General features: G+C 43.8%; 11 protein-coding genes. 2 read left to right on the top strand and 9 right to left on the bottom strand.

Features of this window, described 5'->3' with window-relative positions; all coding sequences use genetic code 11:
* From EKM98_RS10580 to EKM98_RS10560, 5 genes are all read right to left on the bottom strand, one after another.
* A partial coding sequence (locus EKM98_RS10580; protein WP_164512700.1) for a beta strand repeat-containing protein occupies positions 1–5,081 on the bottom strand: 5,081 nt, incomplete at its 3' end.
* On the bottom strand, positions 5,059–7,659 hold the full coding sequence (locus EKM98_RS10575) for a KxYKxGKxW signal peptide domain-containing protein (protein ID WP_125982569.1): 2,601 nt from the start codon (positions 7,657–7,659) through the stop codon (positions 5,059–5,061). The genes EKM98_RS10575 and EKM98_RS10580, both read right to left, overlap by 23 nt.
* 1,497 nt (positions 7,660–9,156) lie before the next feature.
* Positions 9,157–9,873: an SDR family oxidoreductase gene (locus tag EKM98_RS10570; protein ID WP_125982567.1), complete on the bottom strand. Its 717-nt coding sequence runs from the start codon at positions 9,871–9,873 to the stop codon at positions 9,157–9,159.
* A 28-nt stretch (positions 9,874–9,901) separates the two neighbouring features.
* Positions 9,902–10,444 carry a GNAT family N-acetyltransferase gene (locus EKM98_RS10565; RefSeq protein WP_125982565.1) on the bottom strand — a complete coding sequence of 181 codons (543 nt, stop codon included), beginning with the start codon at positions 10,442–10,444 and terminating at the stop codon, positions 9,902–9,904.
* A gap of 305 nt (positions 10,445–10,749) precedes the next feature.
* A complete protein-coding gene (locus EKM98_RS10560) occupies positions 10,750–11,478 on the bottom strand; it encodes a matrixin family metalloprotease (protein ID WP_125982563.1) in 729 nt (242 codons plus the stop codon).
* A 537-nt stretch (positions 11,479–12,015) separates the two neighbouring features.
* On the opposite strand from EKM98_RS10560, the gene EKM98_RS10555 reads away from it, so the two are divergent.
* A complete protein-coding gene (locus EKM98_RS10555; RefSeq protein WP_125982561.1) occupies positions 12,016–12,594 on the top strand; it encodes a sugar O-acetyltransferase in 579 nt (192 codons plus the stop codon).
* A gap of 302 nt (positions 12,595–12,896) precedes the next feature.
* Here the strand turns inward: EKM98_RS10555 and EKM98_RS10550 are convergent, their stop codons facing one another.
* The 4 genes from EKM98_RS10550 to EKM98_RS10535 all read right to left on the bottom strand — a co-directional run bounded on the left by EKM98_RS10550 (position 12,897) and on the right by EKM98_RS10535 (position 18,079).
* Positions 12,897–13,718, bottom strand: coding sequence for a glycosyltransferase family 8 protein (locus EKM98_RS10550; RefSeq protein WP_068279878.1), 822 nt, complete (start codon positions 13,716–13,718; stop codon positions 12,897–12,899).
* Positions 13,719–14,168: 450 nt separating this feature from the next.
* Positions 14,169–14,762: a hypothetical protein gene (locus EKM98_RS10545; protein ID WP_125982559.1), complete on the bottom strand. Its 594-nt coding sequence runs from the start codon at positions 14,760–14,762 to the stop codon at positions 14,169–14,171.
* A 181-nt stretch (positions 14,763–14,943) separates the two neighbouring features.
* Positions 14,944–15,561, bottom strand: coding sequence for a nuclear transport factor 2 family protein (locus tag EKM98_RS10540; protein WP_125982557.1), 618 nt, complete (start codon positions 15,559–15,561; stop codon positions 14,944–14,946).
* Between the two features lie 181 nt (positions 15,562–15,742).
* Entirely contained in the window at positions 15,743–18,079 is a 2,337-nt protein-coding gene (locus tag EKM98_RS10535; RefSeq protein ID WP_125982555.1) for an ABC transporter ATP-binding protein/permease, read from the bottom strand.
* A gap of 364 nt (positions 18,080–18,443) precedes the next feature.
* Here EKM98_RS10535 and EKM98_RS10530 point away from each other — a divergent pair, with 364 nt between their 5' ends.
* The gene (locus EKM98_RS10530; RefSeq protein ID WP_068279871.1) at positions 18,444–18,905 is read left to right on the top strand and encodes a MarR family winged helix-turn-helix transcriptional regulator; all 462 of its coding nucleotides are present in this window, start codon (positions 18,444–18,446) and stop codon (positions 18,903–18,905) included.
* The last annotated feature ends 190 nt before the right edge of the window (positions 18,906–19,095 follow it).

Genomic DNA, 19,095 nt, shown 5'->3' with positions numbered 1-19,095 from the left:
CTAACTGTTGACCCAAACGTTGGTGTTTTATCACCATAGGTGATCGTCTGATCGCCCGTCGTTACTTCTGTTGCTGCATCATCTGGTGTGGTTGCTTTTGGCTTAATTGTATAAGTGCCGGCAATAAAGTCATCCGCGCTCAAGGTATAGTTCCCATTCGCCGCTTGCACCTTAGCTTGGCCAGACTCGTTCAAATTAACCGCGTACGTTCCTTTATCAGTTGGAACACCATTGGCATCTACCGCGCCTTTATAAGCACTTGTTGTTCCATCAGTGTTCTTAACCTCAAAACTAAAGTCTTTATTCGTAAATGTGATTCCGTCAAGCGTTAACTTACTATCATCACTAACTGTTGACCCAAACGTTGGTGTTTTATCACCATAGGTGATCGTCTGATCGCCCGTCGTTACTTCTGTTGCTGCGATACCTGGTTCAGTTGAAGCTGGTGTAATTTTAAAGAGACCTCCAACTGGAATGATCGCGTAGTTAGCGTTGTTGCCAACTATGATCATTTCCTTATAGCTGCCAACATTTTCACCAGCTTCACGGCTAACCGAGTAATCTAATTGATCGTTGCTATTAATAAGTTGGCTCTTATCAAAGCTGGAAGCTAATTCTGGATCACTGGTGCCGTAGACCTTACTATCGCCGCCAGTTGTTACTGTAATTTGTTTCGGTCTAACCACTAATTTACCCGTAACATCTGTAAAGGTGAAGTCTAGATTTGCATTTTGTAAGCTTTCAAGACCGGCAGCATTAAGTTGAACGTCATAACTACCTGCGTTCAGATACGATTTGCCGTCGCTACCAGTCGTGTATGCTCCGTTAAGGACATCAACATCGTCTGCAGTTAACGTCACTGTCTTCAAGCCGTCAGTCGTGTCAACATCAAGTTGATAGGTTGGTGTTTCGCCAAAGGTGCTTTCAGCATCTTTAATGCCAACTTTGCTGTAAGTGACAGTTTCTTGATTGGCCTGGTTAATCTGATTAGCAGCCGTATCTCCATCCGCAGCCGTTTTAACTGTAATGGATTGATTACTCTGTTTATAAGCGTAACCGGCCTGATCATTTGGCGTGATTTTAACAATATCTCCAGAAACTAAATCAGGAATACTCGTACCGTAAGTCCCAGTTAACTTTTCACCGCCATTAACGGTATACGTAAACGTATTGTTGGCAGTAGTGTTGCCTTTTGCGGAAACAACTACTTGGGTGACGATGAAATAAGGATTAAATGTTGCTGAACCACCTAAACTGGCGGTGGCGGTATTATCATCTGATACTTTCAAATAACTAGGACCAAGCTCGTCAGTTGTCATAACCCCTGAACTAGCGCCTAGTGGAAGATAACTAACACTACCATCTGCAGCGATAACTTTGATCATTGAATCCACTGGTGGTGTAACTGATCCTGTTGGTGCAACGTAAGTGATTTTATCTGTTGCGGGATCATAGCTAACTGTGCCGGCACCGATATCAGTGTAACTGCTGTCAGTGTTAGCAACATAATAATCTGTATTTAAAGTGTAAGCCTGCATTGTATAGTAAATTGTGATGATCGGAACACCATCACTAGCCGCGAAAGTGCCTGATAGTGCTGGTAACTTAGTACTGTCCAAAGTAAGCAGAGTAATGTGATTGATTACATCCGTGCTGAGATCACCAGCAGCAGACATCCCAGCCACAAAATCAAGGTCAATGTTAGTTGCAGGATCAGCAATCGTATACGTACCATCCGTAACTCCATTAAGTGTCCCTGTTCCAATAACCATTCCGGTATTGGTTTCAACAAAGTTAACACTTATTTGTTGTTGATTAGCAGTATAAGCAACGTTAGCCGTATTGGCCGTTTCGTCAGTTCCAACTGTAATGGCAGTCGTATCCGCTGTAGCAGTGTAGCCCGCCTGGTCACCAGGTGTAATCGTAACGGTATCGCCAAAATGAATGCCAGTTAACGTTGTGCCGTAAGTTCCTGAAAGTTTATCCGCACCACCATTGATGGTGTATGTGAAATTAGTATCCGCCTTATTGCCGGTTGCCTTAACCAAAACTGGTTCTTCATTGGCCGTGTAAATAACTGTCAAATCTGCAACCGTTGGAACTGCATTCAAGCTTGTACTTGGTACACCGTCAACAATCGACAGTGGTAAATAGGCCGTTCCATCGGCGTTAGTGCTAAGCGCCTTACCGTTAATTGTGGCCGTGTAGCCCGCAATCATTGGAACTTCTGTTACTGTAGCGTTCCGTAAAGTGTAGAGCACATCACCAGTATCTGGATTAGAAGTAATTTGATACGTAAACGTCCGTTGGTCAGGACTGCTAGGCGTTTGGTCACCGGCACCCTGATATTTAATTCCTTGAGTAATCGATTCATACCCGGTACCAACGGTCAAGTTAGCTGTTGTCACATTAATATCATAGTTGCGGTTAACTTTATCCGTAGGGTCATACGTTGCTGTGACCGTCTTTGAACCGGGATAAGTTAAGCCCGTACTAAGGTCGTAATTAAGCTTCTCGCCAGCAACGGCACCAGTAACTGTCGCCGTTGGATTATGCACTTGGCCATCATAGGCAAATTTGCCACCAGTCACTGTAATTGTGGCCGGTTCCTGACTAATCGTGTAATCAGCCGTGTCGCTAGCAATTTCACCTAAATCGAAGTTGGCGAAGGCTTTCTGAATAGCCGCAACCCCAGCTTCGGTTAACTGAATCTGATAAGCGCCAGCATCAACTAAATTATCCGCGACAGGTTGCTTGACAGTCGTGTAGTCATCGGCAGTCAATGTAATGTCCGCCGGAGCTGTTATTTTACCGTCTTTGATACCAGTAATACTAACCGTTGGTGCGGCAATGGTCTGACCGTCGTAAGTCTTACCCGTGGCGTTAATTTGAATCGCTGCTGTGGCCGGAGCAATGGTATAAGTTCCAGCGGTCGCGTTGGCCAAATTAGATAAGTCATAATTGCCATTAACGGCCTGAACTTTGGCAATTCCCGCAGCACTCAAGGTAATTGCATAGGTGCCAACATCGGTTAAATCTTTAGAACCTGTAATTGGTGTATAAACAAAATCAGTGTCCGTGATGGTCGATGACCAATTAAGCGTCGTTTTCACGCCGTTCAAGGTGAGATAAACTTGCGCCAACATGTTAACTGGGTCGCCATCGTAAGTTTTATTGCCATCTTGAATACTGATTGCACTGGCGTTAACTGCTGCTTTTGTGATCGTGAAGAGACCCGGAACAGTTGTAATCGAATAATTGGTGTTGTCCCCCACGACAATACTTTCCGTATAACTATTAACATCTTCGCCAGGCGCACGTGTAACGGTGTAATCTAACTTATCACCTGCAACTAAGTTATTACTGATGGTAGAAGTTAAAGCTGGATCCGCTTCTCCGTAAGCCTTGGTGTCACTGCCAGCAGTTACTGTCACCTCACGCTGATTAACCGTATAAGTTCCCGTTAAATCCGTCAGGCCAGTAAACGCCATATTGGGATTATCATTTTCAATTTTAGTAATGCCGGCCGCAGTCAATTTAATTGTGTAAGTCCCGGCATTAGTCAAAGTGGTATCCGTGCCAGTAATTGTATAGTCACCCGCAACAAGTGTCACTTGTGTTGGTGTCAGCGAAGTTGTGGTGCCAGCGTTAACTGCAACTGAAACAGTTGGAACGTCACTAATTGCCTGACCGTCATAAGTTTTATTGCCCGGATTAATGGTCACTGTCCCGGCAGCCTGTTGAATCGTTAGTGTACCGGCACTTTGTGTGATTGTATAATTTGGATTAGTATTCCTCAGTGCAGCCAAGGCATCTGCAGTTAAATTAATCTTATAAGTCCCCGCGGCAGCCGTTGTTGGGTCGATTGTATTACCGGACGCATCTGTCATTACAAAGTCACTATTGCTTAACGTTCCCGTTGTTGGCATTACCGCACCAGTGACGACCGTCTTCAAGCCATCATTGCGCTTAATGCTTGCGGTATAGCTTGGCACGGTTCCATTAACAGTCATTGATTGATTTGCCGAACTAACGGTTGCTGGCGCCGAAGTAATAGTAAAATCGACGGTATTTAAACCACTGTAAGCATAATTGGAATTAGTGATCGCGCTAGTGATTTTATATGGACCAATGTCTTCACCACTTGCACGTGTGGCCGTGAAGCCAAGATCAGCCAGGGTATCACCAGTTGCTAACGGGGTTGCGTTTGCATTGAACTCAAGGGTAGGATCTTTGGTCCCGTACACTTTCTTTACTGTAGCAACAGTTGCAGTAAGGAGTAATGGCTTCTTTGTAATCTTGTAGTCACCATTAGTTGTCGTAAACGTGTAATTGCCCGCTGTCATTAAAGCAGCTAATTTAGCTTGACCTTGCGCACTTAACTGAATTGTATAATCTCCAGCATTACGCGTGGCTGTTGTCGTTGCACCATTTTGAGCGTACTCAAAGTCACCCGCCACCCAATCAATTGTTGGCAGTGTTGTTCCTTTATCCGCTCGACTCAATGTAACAGTTGGCGTGTAGCTGATATTGGTACCATCATAAATTTTTGAACTAGTAGAAATGCCAACATCAACTGCCGCAGCGGTAATCGCCACCGATCCAGTTGCATCAGTATTCGTCAATGTATAATTCTTAACGGCAGTTTGAACAGCAGTTAAACCAGCGGTAGTTAAACTATAATTATACGTACCTACGTTCGCACCATCCGTACTAAACGTAACATCATCACTAGTCAGCGCAACCTTCACAGTCGAACCACCATCATCACCGGCACCGGCAAGAACATTGACCGTAGCAAATAAACCAGTCTCAGCACTTGCGTTTGTACCATCGTAAGCGAAACTTGGTGTGCTTAATGTTGCAGTTGTGTCGGCTGCCGTAATTGTATACGTGCCTAGATACACGGGCGTAATTGCAAAATTTTTGGCAGCTGCCAACTTGGCTAAACCTACATCACTAAAATTAATTGTGTAGGTCCCAACATTTGTAGGATTAGCAACCGTTGTCCCATTCAATGAGTATGTGAAATCAGCGGCCGTCCAGGCGGGTATCTGATCAAGTGGATTGGTACCCTTCATTAGGCGCTAATGTGCCGCTGTCAGTTCGTGCAAAAGCGACGCTCGGTACGTAGCCAGAGACAGCCGTGCCATCATAAACCTTTGTCGCTGTATCATCTGACGCAATGGTTGCGGTGACTGGTGCGGCCGTGATTGTGTAATCACCATTTGAAGAAATGCTCAAAAAATTATACTGGGGGTTCGCCGCCTTAAGATTTACCAAATTTTTACCGGTAATATTAACAGCATCAGGATAATTCCCAGCATCAGCCGATTCATAATAGATACCCAGATTTGTTACGTCAGACGCATCTATATTGCTGGCCAACACCTTACCCTTTGAATCAGTAAGAACAAACGTTAAATTTTTATAATCATTCTGTTCACTAGTAGCAGCACCATTGTTCAGACCATCCAGGCCATCATAAGCCCTAGTTCCGGAAACGGTTGCCGTCACATTTGTTTTATAGGTCAGCGTAATCGAAGTGATCGGAGTCCCATCGGTAGTCGTTGCGATGACATTACCATTTGCATCAAGGGTAAACGAAACTGCTGCTGCAGAAGCATTAACTGCATCCGTAGCGCCTAATGTGTAACCGTCAATAGCTACAGCAGTGGCTGCATTCGTCGTTAAATTATCCACGTCACCATAATTGCCGGCGAACGTGGTGGTACCGGTTTTAATTGTATTGCCAAAATAATCTACGTAATTAACTGTGATCGCCGCCGTCTTTGCAACATACGTTACAGCATCAGTATTCGCAGTTGCATCGCTACTTGCTGTGAAAGTGCTCTTACTTTGTGTTGCTGTATAGCCGTCAACCATTCCAGGCGTGATGACCACTGTGTCACCGACATTAACATCAGTTAATCCCGTGCCATAGGTGCCTGTTTTGGCAGTACCGCCATTAACAGTGTAAGTGAAAGTTGAACCGACACTAGAATCACTAGTGACCATAACTGTCGCCTGATCGGCAATATACGTAACAACATCAGCATTCGCAGTCGCATCGCTACTTGCCGTAAATGAACCATTCGTTTGTGATGCTGTATAGCCATCAACAGCACCAGGGGTGACAACTACTGCATCACCAACATTGATATCAGTTAATGCTGTGCCATAGGTGCCTGTTTCGGCAGTACCGCCATTAACCGTGTAAGTAAAGGTTGAACCAACTTTAGAAGCATTGGTAACCGTCGCACTTGCTACAACAGGAGCCACAACTGCAGGATCACCGTTACCATCGACAATGTCACCGTTGGCATCAACGTGAAAATCGACATAGGTTGCTAATGCACTACCAGGTGTTGATGCATCTTTTATACCAATTGCAAATGCAGTCGTACCAGCAGGAATAGCAATTGTTCCACTAAACGTACCAGTTTGCGTGGTTGCGTTAATGCTAGATGTTAAATAGACTTTTGTACCCGCTGAAGTAGAACTGGTAATATAAACTTTTTTCACATCGGTTCGACCATCAACGTACACTATCCCGGCGTTAGTTTGATCGGATAAGCCATCACTAGTCACTCCGTTAACGGCAATGATTACACCGTTTTGAGCATAAATAACCGTATAGCCGTCCGGAATCGTATGCCCATTAAACGTTGAAGCAGCCGACATCACTGTCAAAACTTGCGCAACTCCAGTTTGCTGGTAAGCAACTAAAGCAGCTTGTTTAGCCTGTTCTAGTTCGGCACTAGTTGGATCAATCAATGTCTGAGCTGACGTTGCTGTACTACTAGTCACTGAATTAGAAGCGCTACTAGCTGACTGACTTGCTTGACTAGACGTTGCTGAGCTGGCGGCCGACGTTGTATTTAAAGCAGTGCTGGCACTAGTTAAACTGGCTATTGAATCATCAGTATTCGTCACTGATGCATTTGAAGCAGTAACACTTGTTGCTGCGCTGCTAGCCGTGGCCACAGAGTCTCCATTTGTGGCAGACTGTGAGCTCAGACTGGAAGTAGTTGCTGTTGATGTCAAAGCACTACTTGCGGAGCTAGTTGCTGTCGATGTGGCACTGACTGTATTCGCTGAACTGACAGTACTGGCCGTTGTTGCAGTTGAACTTGTACTGCTGCTAGCCGTTGGAGTAGCGCTACTAACTGCCGCAGTACTTGTTGCCGCTGCTGAACTGTTAGCGGTGCTAGCTGCTGTGGCGCTGCTGGCTACCTTAGTGCTGGCACTACTATTAGTCGCCGAGCTTGTTGCGGTAGCTGTACTAGCAGGTGTTGCGCTGCTAGCCTTAGTGACGGCGCTACTAGTTGTTGCTGTGGCACTCGTACTGCTGGCCGCCGACGTTGCAGTTGTCGCGGCACTAGAAGTACTTTTAGTCGCTGCCGTACTGGTCCTTAGTGCCACCGACTGCGCCGTTAGTTCACTTGCTGTAGACGTTGGAGTTTCCGTAGCCTCATCGGCCGAATCCGTGCTAGTCGTAGTTGCAGCCTTAACGTTACCCGTACCAAATAACAGTACCGAACCAAACGTTGCAATCGAAATCCCGGCAAACAGCCAATTCTTGCCTGCCTTATACATTTTATAATGTTGTTTAACATCCCGTTGTACATTTAATAGTTCTTGTTTTTGCTTACTCATTAAATTTCACCCCACATAAACTAGGCCCGTGTTACTTAAATAACAATCTCGCCCTAAATTAGAAATAAATCAACTTACATCCGAAATAGGTAGATTAATTCCAAAATAATCAATTTACCTAGATAACTCCATTGTACGCAATTAATTTAAGAACTACCAACCGTTTTTTGATGTAAGTTCTTATCATTTTTGACTTCTACCATCACTTGCGCATCTTGACTCTTTTTTTACTAAATTTACCTTGTCACCTTATATAATGAATCCCCGAATGCCTACCCTATTTTTTCAGACTACTCTGCCTGTGATAAGGCACCGCTAACTCGCTAAAAAATGCGCCACAAAGGAATTTTGTGCCGCGAACGTTAGAAAATATCTCCCCAGAGTATTGATCGCCTAACCCAAATAATTTAATCATAATTTGCTTGCTCCTATCACTTGTAAAACGACTCGCAGTGCAATGTTGCCGGCACTACGCCTATTTGGTTATCGGATTTTCCCCACATGACGAATGTTCAAAGTCAATCAATCTGCTAGCTCACATTGCTGGCCCTAAGCTTAATTTATCGGCCCTAGAAATCGGTCGGCCTATAACCACAGCTGGCAACAAAGTTTTAAATAATTCACTATTTCTCAGTGGATGGATTGAGCCAGCAATCCCAGTTTTGAATAACTAAGCCTCAAATTGAGTAGTAGCTCAACTTTTGTAGTACTACTCTGAAAGCGCTAAACTGTTATATTTTAAACGGAAAGGATTTGCCTTTAAAGATAGTCAGATTAAAATTTGCTAAAAATAAATTTACCCAAAATAGGTCCGACTTACGTTAACATCACCGCTAATGAGCTTAATAGTTCAGCTTTCATGAGTGTACGCCAATTTAATCAGTTTTTAATTAATTAGTCAAAGCATTTTACTCACTAATTATAAAATTTCGTTTCGAATTCTAAATTACCCATTTTTTCATTAAAAAGTTGAAAATAAAAGCACTAAACCAGCTATTCGCTAAAAAAGTTGTCTCTATTTTCAGTAAATGGCCTCGCTCCAGATTAAATGATTAAAAATAAACGCCTTCGCCCAATAATAACCAACTAACCACCCTACTCTAAATTACGAGATGGACTCTTACAGGGTCATCCTAGCACAGCCCAAGCGGTAATAACATTAGTTAGATCGGGCATTTCCGATATATTTGATCGGCCTAGAAATTATGTGGCCACTTGCTCACTTATCAGCTTGGAAAAGTATTTGAAGGCCACACCGTAATTGCCAATTGGCGGACTAATCACCTGGGTAAGCACTAAAAATCACGACGCATGCCAGAAACTTAATTAAATTCTTTCATTTTACAATTTAACGGCGCAAAAAAGACAAGTCCGTTTGCAAAAAGCAAAGACTCGTCTTAAAAAATAAAATTTCATCATCCATTTGGGAACAGTTTAAAACTAATTTTTATAAATATTCAACGATAAAATTGACGCAATTAGTTAACTGACCATTTACTAACTCACTGAAACGCCACCATCGACGTTGAGCACTTGACCGGTGATGAATCGATTCTGCATCAGGTACAAGTAGGCGGAGGCCACTTCGGCAATTGTCGCCACTCGTTTTAAAGGTGTTGCCGCTGCGGCCTGCTGCGTTTGTTTTGCCAGTGCATCTGGAGCCAGTCCCCGCCATAAACCAGTTGGCGTCCAAGTTGGTGCCACAGCGTTAACGCGAATGGTCGGCGCCAACTCTACTGCCAGGCCCGCAACCAAGGTGTTAATCGCCTGATTGCCAATAATCGCCCCTGAAGCAGTCGCCGGGTGACCGCCAGTACCAGAAGTTAAAATGATCGACCCGTTTGCCTTAATGGTTGGCTGGGCGAGTTTAATGAGCTGTAAATTAGTGAAAAATTTGGCCTCGATGGTTTGACGAACTTGGTCAACTGAATTGGCCATAAAACCACCGGCCATCGCCCCACCTAACGTGGAAACCAAGTGATCATAAGCCTTAAAGTTAGCGAAAAAATGCGTCAGCGCCTGGCTATCTGTTGCGTCAACAACACTTCCCGTTAGTTTTGTTGCTTGAGAATCCTTTAACACGGCTTGGAGTCGGGCCTGATTCTGGCCAATTATGTGAACCGTTGCGCCTTGGGCCAATGCCTGTTTGGCAACTTCGCGGCCAAAACCAGAAGTCCCACCAACCACTAAAATCGTTTGTTTAGTCAAATCCATTCTAATTCACCATCCTGATCGTTTTTAATTACGCTGGGCCATTTTCTGCCGGTTTAAGTGCCTTTTCCATGATAAAGTCCGTCTGTTGGTCCGTTCCTAGCCAAAAAGTGTGCTGGCTGGTACGGACAAAGCCTAACTTTGTGTAAAATTGCTGGGCAATTAAATTGTGTTCCCAAACGCCCAACCAAATTTTACTTTTACCCAATTGTTCGGCTACTTCGCAGGCCTGCTTAATAAAACGACTACCTAGACCGTGGCGTTTGAAGGCCGGGCGCACGTATATCCGCTCAACCTCTAACGTTGTCGCGCCCATATCTTCAGTCTGTGCGCTACCCTGATTAACTTTCAGGTAACCTGCCAACTGTTGATCAACGTAGGCAAAATAAAATTGCGCTAACGGCGTTGCTAATTCACGTTTTAATTTAGGCAAATTATACGCACTGGCTAAATAAGTGGCCAGGTTTTCCGGTGTGTTTTGGGCCTTATAAGTATCCGTGAAGGTTTCTTGACTGAGCCGCTGTAAGGTTTCAATATCAGTCAAATTGATTTTTCTAAGTTTAACTTGTGCCATATCGCTACTCCTCAATTTTAAAGATGGTGAAAAGGCAGTTTATGCCAAATTTACCCGTTAAGGTTGTACTGTGAAATTTCATTTATTAGTGTTAGCTGACTAATTTTGCTTAAGCCTGTTAAAAAAACAACCTTTCAAACTCCCTCACCAAATAAAATACTACTACTATTCCGCCAGCAACCCAACGGAATAATAGTAGTACCTATGATCACTTATATTTTGTTGCCTGAAAAAACGCGCTAAAACTATTTTTCAGCCCATTTAGCAAAACTAATCTTGTCTGCACTTAAACTCTTCAAATGCGCCTACTCTTTATATATCTGTTTCAAACCATTTAAATCGCCCTGGGACAAGGTTGTCACGCCCTGATCCATTGGGTACATCACCGAAACTTTATCGGTACTATGAGCCAGGCCTAATGCGTGACCTAACTCATGCAGCGCCACCGCCAGCGAAACCGAGGTGGTGTAATTAATGTTGAGGCTGGCCTGGGCGTGATTGGCGGTGTAAGCACCATAGCCAACCCGCTGAATAATGCCCGGACCGCCGATACCTAACTCAATGGTGCCTTGCTCTGCGGCGGACATCACCTTTTTATAAGTCCCGAAAGCAATTTGATTCTGGCTTTGACTACCCGCACCGGCAACCAAATTCACCAGTTTCGTTTGGTTATAGATGGTCACCGCCTGTTCAAATACCCGCTTCACCGACTGCGGCGTATTCGCGTTAAAATGGTAATAGTACGTGTTGGCCAAAGTTTTCCCCTGAACATTTTCTTCCATTGGTGTGGCCGCCGTACTCTGCGAACTGGAACTTTGGGAAGTGCTGCTTTGCGCGCTACTGCTGCTATTAGCAGACGGCTGTTGTTCAACTTCAACCGTTTGTTGCGGCGTGGTTAGCGCGTCCAGCTTAGGCACAACCTGTTGCCGAACAACCGAAACGACCGTGGTTGGTATATTTTGAAAATCAGTTTTTATGATAAATAGGCCCGCGGCAAGCAAAATAATGCCGAAAAGCCATCCCTTATGTCTCACATTTTACCTCCTAACTAGAGTGTTTGAAAAAGCGTTCAGGTTCTGAGGATTAGCCTAGATTGACGAATTATCTGTGCAACAGATGATTTGGCGATCGTAGCTAACCGCAGGAACCTGCTTTTTCAAACACGTTTAATTTGAGAGTGCTTGAAAAAGCGTTCAGGTTCTGAGGATTAGCCTAAGAAGGCGATTTGGCCATGAAATGGACGAATTGACTTCTGTAGCTACTCTTCCGCAATTGAGGATTATTAGCCTAAAGCGCTAATAATCTTGATGTTCCATCCATTGTCCATTCAACTAAGGCAAAAGCCAAGGAACACAGTTACAAAGTCCGTAACTGCTTGTCTCGGTCACCGCAGGAACCTGCTTTTTCAAACACGTTTACACTATAACCCAGTCCAGTTCGACCGGCCACTATTTGCAACAGAATTTAACCAATTTTTAGCAATCCGGCCACTTAGAAATTGACGAATTTTTACCCAAAAATGGTGTTAGACTTAAACCAACAATCATTCGCATTCAGAAATGGAGATCAAAATGGACTTTTTAAAGAAAATGAAATCAGACCAACCCTACGTCGCTCGCTATGCTGATTTACCAGGAGATATTCAAGATAAGGCCAAACACCTTTGCTGGGGTTATAGTCAGACTGATCCAGTCGCCAAAGTTGAGCGCTATGCTATTTTAAAGACACTGCTGGGAACAGTTGATGAGACCGTCTTTATTGGCACTAATTTTAGCTGTGATTACGGCTTTAACATTCATTTTAACGGTTTTTCCTTCATTAACAATAATTGTACAATTTTGGACTCATCACCGGTCACCATTGGGGCCAACGTCTTTCTTGCTCCTGGCGTTTGTTTGACTTGCACCGGCCACGCCCTCATTGCCGAACAACGGCGCAACGGCATCATAACCAGCGCACCGATTACGCTTGCAGCGGACGTTTGGCTGGGCGCAAATGTCGTTGTCCGTGGCGGCGTCACCATCGGCCAAGGCAGCATTATTGGCGCTGGCAGCATCGTCACCCACGACATTCCCGCCGGCGTAGTCGCAGTGGGCAATCCCTGCAAAGTGCTCCGCAAAGTAACCGAGGCGGATCGGTTGGCGCTTTAGATTGGCGTTGATCAGTTTCGCCGCTTCTGCTAAGAAGATTCGTAAAGTCCTTAGAATATTCGGTGGTTTTGAAAAATAGTAAAAAATAACGCCGCTTAGAATCAGGGATAATCAATTTCCCGATCTTAAGCAGCGTTATTTTTTAAGCAATTTAAAATTTCTAAATTAAAACAATTACTCAAAGTAGATACTAGTCTTTCAACCAAACACGACCACAGCTAATCCAACAACCATAGTCCGGTTATTGGATTAGCTTATGTTACGCAGTGAACCCAAAACCGACTTTTGTCCCACTTCACTAGCTACTCCAGCACCTGCTGCGTCCGGTAAGCATAGTGTTTATACAGGCCGGCGTAACGATTGTGGTAATCCTTTTTCCACGGCTTATCGCGCCCACAAAAATGGAGGATAACGGTGTTTTTAATCACCCAATCCAGATCCCACTGCCCATTGCTTAATGCATAGTATAGCGGACTGTGGCGGGCGTCAAAATTATAGCGTTCATCCGGAATCTTTTTAATTTGGTGACCGTACAACCCATTTAAGACATCCTGGTCAGGCAAAAGGAGCGCCATTTTATTTTGCTCAATGTAATCAACAATATCGGCCGTTTTTACCTGTGCGCGAATGAGTTGCAAATTAAGCAGCATAATCCCCGAATTATAGTAACTTTCCGCCTCATAATTGCCCAAACGGATTTTATTTAGTGGCTCGGTAACGTTGTTGGTGAGCGCCGAATGACTGGCCGCCGCGTATAAGTGCTTTCCTAAATCTAACTGGTATAGGGCCGCCAAATCATTAATCACCAAGATGTCCACGTCCAAATAAAGAATCCGCGTCAAATCATCGGGTAGGTAACGTTGCGCCAATAGCCGGTAGTAAATAATCTCCGGATAACGATTAGTCACCGGCACATCCTCTAAGAAGGCCTTGCCCAAAACAATCGGGTGGTAGTTTATGCCTAATTTCGCACAAAAAGCCGTTATCTTGGCCGTTTTCTTCAATTTATCCTTTTGCATCACATAAACGTCAAACTGTTGCTTCGGTGTATTAACGTGAATGGAATAAAGCGTCGTCAGTAATTGATCGACCACCTGATTATCAATGGCAAACAGCAAATTCATAACCGCAACCTCCCTGTCTTTGCCTATAGTATAACCTGAATGTCGGCTGACGGAAATGAACAACTGCAATAGATTTAGTAATCGTAATCCAAAAACTTAGGCAATCATTGCTGCTATTCAACTTTCCGTCAAAAAAATAGCAATCCCCGAAAGGATTACTATTTTGTACTATCTATTTACGGCATGATAACTAATTATTGTGTTTTTATTGCAAAACTGGTTTAGGGTACACTTTGAAATTAGTTTAATGCTTACTTTTTCTGACTAATCCCGTGGAAATGTGTTTGAAAAATACTTTTCACTAGTCTCTCTGGCTAGTTTTGTGTAAACGTGGTTGAAAAAGCAGGTTCCTGCGGTTAGCTACGATCGCCAAATCATCTGTTTCACAGATAATTCGTCAATCTAGGCTAATCCTCAGAACCTGGACGCTTTTTCAAACACTCTCCAAATTTACGCCAGTGCCCGTGGTGGATCTAATTGTGGCCCATCACCGCGGCGTGCGAGGATCCAGTCATCGTAGTTCCACATTTCCGACTTCTGCCGGGCAGCGGCGTAATCCCAGTAGCTATCACGTTCGAATTCCAGAACTTCATTATTGGCGCCAAGGCCAACCCAACAGTAGTTGCCCTCACTTTGCAGATCAGCGTACTTCGCCCACATTATTGGTACGGTAACCGTTTTGCCCGCCGCGTTAACGTAAGATCGTTCTTGCCACGACGTTTCCATGCGTTCAAGGCGTTCACGATATTTTGGATCAACTTCTTGCCAAACACGTTCAGCCTTGGCCCAGGCCTCTTTTTCGCTAGGCAATTTGCCGGTACCTGGATGAATCAAGGCGTTATAAGTCAGCACGTAACCATCATCGCGGCACAACACCACGACTCTTTCACGTTCAAGTGCCTCTTCTTTCAAATCAGCCAGCTGATAACGACGTAAATGAATCTTTGCGCCATCGCGAGTAACTATTCGATCATAAACAAGTTGGTAATCATCTGGAATGGGTAACTCCGAATAAGTACGACCACTAAGTTCAAGTGCTGTCATTTGTATGTCCTCCAGTCTTTCTTGTGTCACGTAATTTAGTTCATGCTTGAAAAATACTGTTATTAGTATTTACCTGACTAATTAAAATTCTGTTTAGCCTCTGGAGTTGGCATTTCAAAATGCTCTTCGACGGTAATTATTTTTCTCATCAAATCAACCTCCAACTATTTTCTAGCGCTTATTATTCATTTAACCAATCATTAACCTGGGTCATGAACTTGGTAACCGATTTTGGCTGATCCAAGCCAGGTAGATCATCACTGGCCTTAACGCCGAGATCCTTTAAAACAATGGCCAAGTTCTTATAGCTATCACGTGCACCTGGTACAGGCTTAACATCGGCAGGAGTGACTGGTAACAAGGTATCCCGTTCGTAAATCGGCGTCATGGTATAAATCTTCCACTCGCCAGCAACTTTCTTCAATGAATAAACTAACCGAACGTAGATTAAATTATCCATTGTCTTGCCTTGAACAGGCGTCCGACCAGTCATCGTCGTCACAATCACGGCCATCGCCTTGTCCCCGTGCAGCCAAACCAACGTTTCGTGAAGCTTGTGGGCTGGTAAAGAGTCAGTTTGTGCATCTGGTGAAGGTTTGGATGCTTTCAAAAAGCCTTTAATATCACCCTTATACCAAGAAATTTCAATCGTTGCGTCATCGGTGTAGCACGTCGCCATGCCATCCCAAAGCCCGTAGTCCCGGGCGTAACGCTCATACTGAACCAGTTCAGTAATTTGTTGCTTAGCAAGCATTTCTTCAATGTTTTTAGTCGTTGGTCGTTGATTTTCAAATGTCATTTTTAAGTCCTCTTTTTTTATTTAGAGTGTCTAAAAAGGCGGTTAGATTCTGAGCATTAGCCTAAATTGACGACTAATTCATGAAATGAATTAGTTGGCGATTGTAGCTAAGCGCAGGAATCTGCCTTTTTAGACACGTTTACACAAATTTAGTAGAATCTAACCGCCTTTTGAGGCACTCTTACTCAGCCCGTAACGCGATTGCCGCATCCTTCTTCGCGGCCATTCGTGCAGGGATGTGGCCACCTAACATCGTCAATACGGTGGAGATGATCACCAATACGATTGCCTGCGTTGGATTCAGCGCCGCAACGCCTGACAAGCCAGTCACGTTGGCCAAAATAGCGTTGATTGGGAAAGTTAATAACCAGGCAACAAATATCCCAAAGGCCCCTGCGCCAAAGCCCAGAATAAACGTCTCAGCGTCAAAGACACGGGTAATATCTTTCTTCCGGGCACCTAAGGCCTTCAACACGCCAATTTCCTTGGTCCGTTCCAGAACACTGGTGTAAGTAATAATCGCAATCATAATCATTGAAGTCACAAGTGAAATTCCCGCAAACGCGATTAAGACATAGGTAATGGCGTCCATGATACCGCCAGTCATCGTTGAAATCGTACTAGCCAGATCAGTGTAAACAACTTTATTGGCCGTACTCTTGCCCTTGTTGTATTTATCTAAATAGTTCAAGACTTTATCTTTTTGCTTGAATTTAGTTGGGTAAATTTGAATATTAGTGGGTTCGGAGGTGCCACCCAGTGTTGCCAACGTGCTTTCGCGAGTGGCCTTGTCCATGCTTTGCCCGGTCACAACACTATTATTGCTACTCTTTTGGGCGGCAACAATGGCCGAGTTCTTGTTGGCGTCAAGCACCTTTTTAGTTAAATTAGCACTATAAGCAACCCCACTGGCGAGAATGCCGTCTGAATCACTTGATTTCACCCGAATGATTCCCTTAACCGTCAACGTTTGGGTTGCGGCCTTGGTTGCCATCGTCGAATAATCAGTTTCTGGTATAAAATTGCCCGTTGGTAATTTGGTGTAGTAATCATCATTTCCGACCAGCTTAACCGTCGTGCCAACTAAATCTTTATAATTATATTTCTGGCCCTCTTTAACGTTAAAACCAAGGTTCTTCAAGGCATTAATGTTTAACGAATTATCTTTATTGAGGACCAACACGACATCCGTTGCTTTAGTCGGGTAACTACCGGCAACAACTTTATAGTAAGTTTTCAAGAACGACTGCTTGCCGTTTCGATCAACGGGATAAACACTACCGTTAATTCCACTGCCACTACTGCTCATCATGGCACTAGCACCTGAAGCGGCCTTATCTGGATCAGTATTCGAGAAAGTCACCGATTTATATTTTCCGTCAACCTGCCGAATTAAATTCATGCCGGTACCATAACTAATCGCAATATTTTTGGCATCCTTCTTAGGCATCTTGTTCAGGTAATCAAGGTACTGACTCGTAATTTTATTGGTGTGCTGGGCTTTGTCCTGATCGCTCTTTTCAGCCGTAATTGTATTGCCCTTAGCCGTCTTAGTTTTAGTGCTACTATTTGAAGCCATCGCACTAGGATCCGTACTAACTTGTGAAATTGTAACCGGCATTGTCGATAGCGCGTCACTTTGCGTTTGATCAACTTGCTTTTGGAAGCCATTTGATAGTGCCAGGACAACCGCAATCCCGATAATCCCAATACTTGACGCAAAAACCGTCAGGAAAGTTCGCCCTTTCTTAGTTCGGATATTAGTATAGGAAAGTTTCATGGCCGTCCAGTAACTCATTTTGGTGTTGTTTAACGAAAAATCATCCTGGGCCGCTTCACCTTCAAATGCATTAGAATCATCCTGAATTTGGCCATCCGCAAAATTAATAATTCGATCAGCGTACTGATGCGCCAAATCCGGGTTATGCGTGACCATAATCACTAGCCGGTCCTTACTCAAATCACGAATGAGCTGCATAATTTCTTCGCTTGTTTCCGAATCTAGAGCCCCAGTTGGTTCATCGGCCAGCAGTATTTCGGGATTGTTCGCAATCGCCCGCGCAATCGCCACCCGCTGCATTTGACCACCAGAAAGCTGGTTAGGTTGCTTATGAATCTGATCCTTTAAACCAACGCGAACCAAGGCTTCGGTTGCCATCTGCCGTTTTTTTGCGGCCGGCACCCCACTTAAGGTCATCCCCATTTCAACATTTTCCATAATTGAAAGGTGTGAAATCAGGTTATAAGATTGGAAAATAAAACCTACAGAATTATTTCGGTAAGCGTCCCAATCAGAATCCTTAAAATTTTTAGTTGATTTTCCCTTTATTAACAGATCGCCAGAGTCATATCGATCAAGGCCACCGATAATATTCAACATGGTCGTTTTCCCCGACCCACTCGGCCCTAGAATTGCGACAAATTCTTGCTGCCGAAACTGAACTGAAACATCATTCTGCGCTTTCGTGACGGTATCCCCAACATGATAAACTTTGTTGATATGGCTTAGTTTTAACACTGACGTGTCCTCCTCAGTTCTTAATGTCTATTTTGCGTAACCGCAAAATCCTATTTTCGGATGATATCCATTCTCCTAACGCGAACTCCGCGTACTCGAAACATGGCCCTCCTCAGTTCTTAATGTCTATTTTACGTAACCGCAAAATCCTATTTTCGGATGATGTCCATTCTCCTAACGCGAACTCCGCGTCCTGGAAACCTGCTCCTCCTCAGTTCTTAATGTCTATTTTAGACGGTGCATAAAATCTTATTTACTGGAACTGAAATATTTATCATTTGACAAGTATTAACTATAATGACATAATTCATAATTGTCAACTATTACAAATGATTAAATTTAAATTGAGCCTTGGGAGGTTACCATGGAAAAAAATTCCAATAACAGCGAATTGTTTGGGCAGTTATTTATGACTCTCACACAGGCAATTACAAAAAGTCATTCCCTAGAAGAATTCGGACTAACTCGCTTACAAGCAATCACATTGCGAAATGTTTATAAACGCCCTGGCACCACCATGACGGAGCTGGCAAAAACCATTGGCATCACACGTCCTCAATTGACGCGAATTATTGGCACCTTAGAAGAACGCGGCCTGCTTCAACGCCAACATAATGAAGAAAATCGTCGTGTTGTCAATGTTTATCGAACCGAAAAGGGAAAGGCTGTTGTAAAAGAACACATGCAACTCATCCAGGGGCGAATCCAAGAACGGATCAATACCTTAAGTTCTAGCGATCGCAAAGACTTAAGTGTTCATTTACAGGAAACAATTCGCTTAATGGCAAAAGCCAAAATTCTTGAATTGGATTCGATCGATAACTAAGTCGTGTTTGGAAAATACCTTTACTAGCCATTTACCTGACCAATTTAGTGTAAACGTACTTAAATAAGCATTCCTGGGCTGTTAGTTAAATTCTAACAACTCAAGAATGCTTATTTTTCTACGATTAGTCAAGAGAAACCTCTATTTTATGGGGTTCTCTTTTTTTTGAGCAGTACTTTAAGATTTTTTC

The organism is Loigolactobacillus iwatensis, assembly GCF_003950295.1.
In the GTDB taxonomy this organism is placed as follows: Bacteria; Bacillota; Bacilli; order Lactobacillales; family Lactobacillaceae; genus Loigolactobacillus; species Loigolactobacillus iwatensis.
Note: the sequence above shows the minus strand (reverse complement) of the source record. Positions and strands in the feature narration are given on the sequence as shown.

Bases quoted from the DNA above. Each gene is read 5' to 3' on its own strand.
- EKM98_RS10575 (WP_125982569.1), bottom strand. From the start codon at position 7,659: ATGAGTAAGCAAAAACAAGAACTATTAAATGTACAACGGGATGTTAAA.
- EKM98_RS10570 (WP_125982567.1), bottom strand. From the start codon at position 9,873: ATGGATTTGACTAAACAAACGATTTTAGTGGTTGGTGGGACTTCTGGT.
- EKM98_RS10565 (WP_125982565.1), bottom strand. From the start codon at position 10,444: ATGGCACAAGTTAAACTTAGAAAAATCAATTTGACTGATATTGAAACC.
- EKM98_RS10555 (WP_125982561.1), top strand. From the start codon at position 12,016: ATGGACTTTTTAAAGAAAATGAAATCAGACCAACCCTACGTCGCTCGC.
- EKM98_RS10550 (WP_068279878.1), bottom strand. From the start codon at position 13,718: ATGAATTTGCTGTTTGCCATTGATAATCAGGTGGTCGATCAATTACTG.
- EKM98_RS10545 (WP_125982559.1), bottom strand. From the start codon at position 14,762: ATGACAGCACTTGAACTTAGTGGTCGTACTTATTCGGAGTTACCCATT.
- EKM98_RS10540 (WP_125982557.1), bottom strand. From the start codon at position 15,561: ATGACATTTGAAAATCAACGACCAACGACTAAAAACATTGAAGAAATG.
- EKM98_RS10530 (WP_068279871.1), top strand. From the start codon at position 18,444: ATGGAAAAAAATTCCAATAACAGCGAATTGTTTGGGCAGTTATTTATG.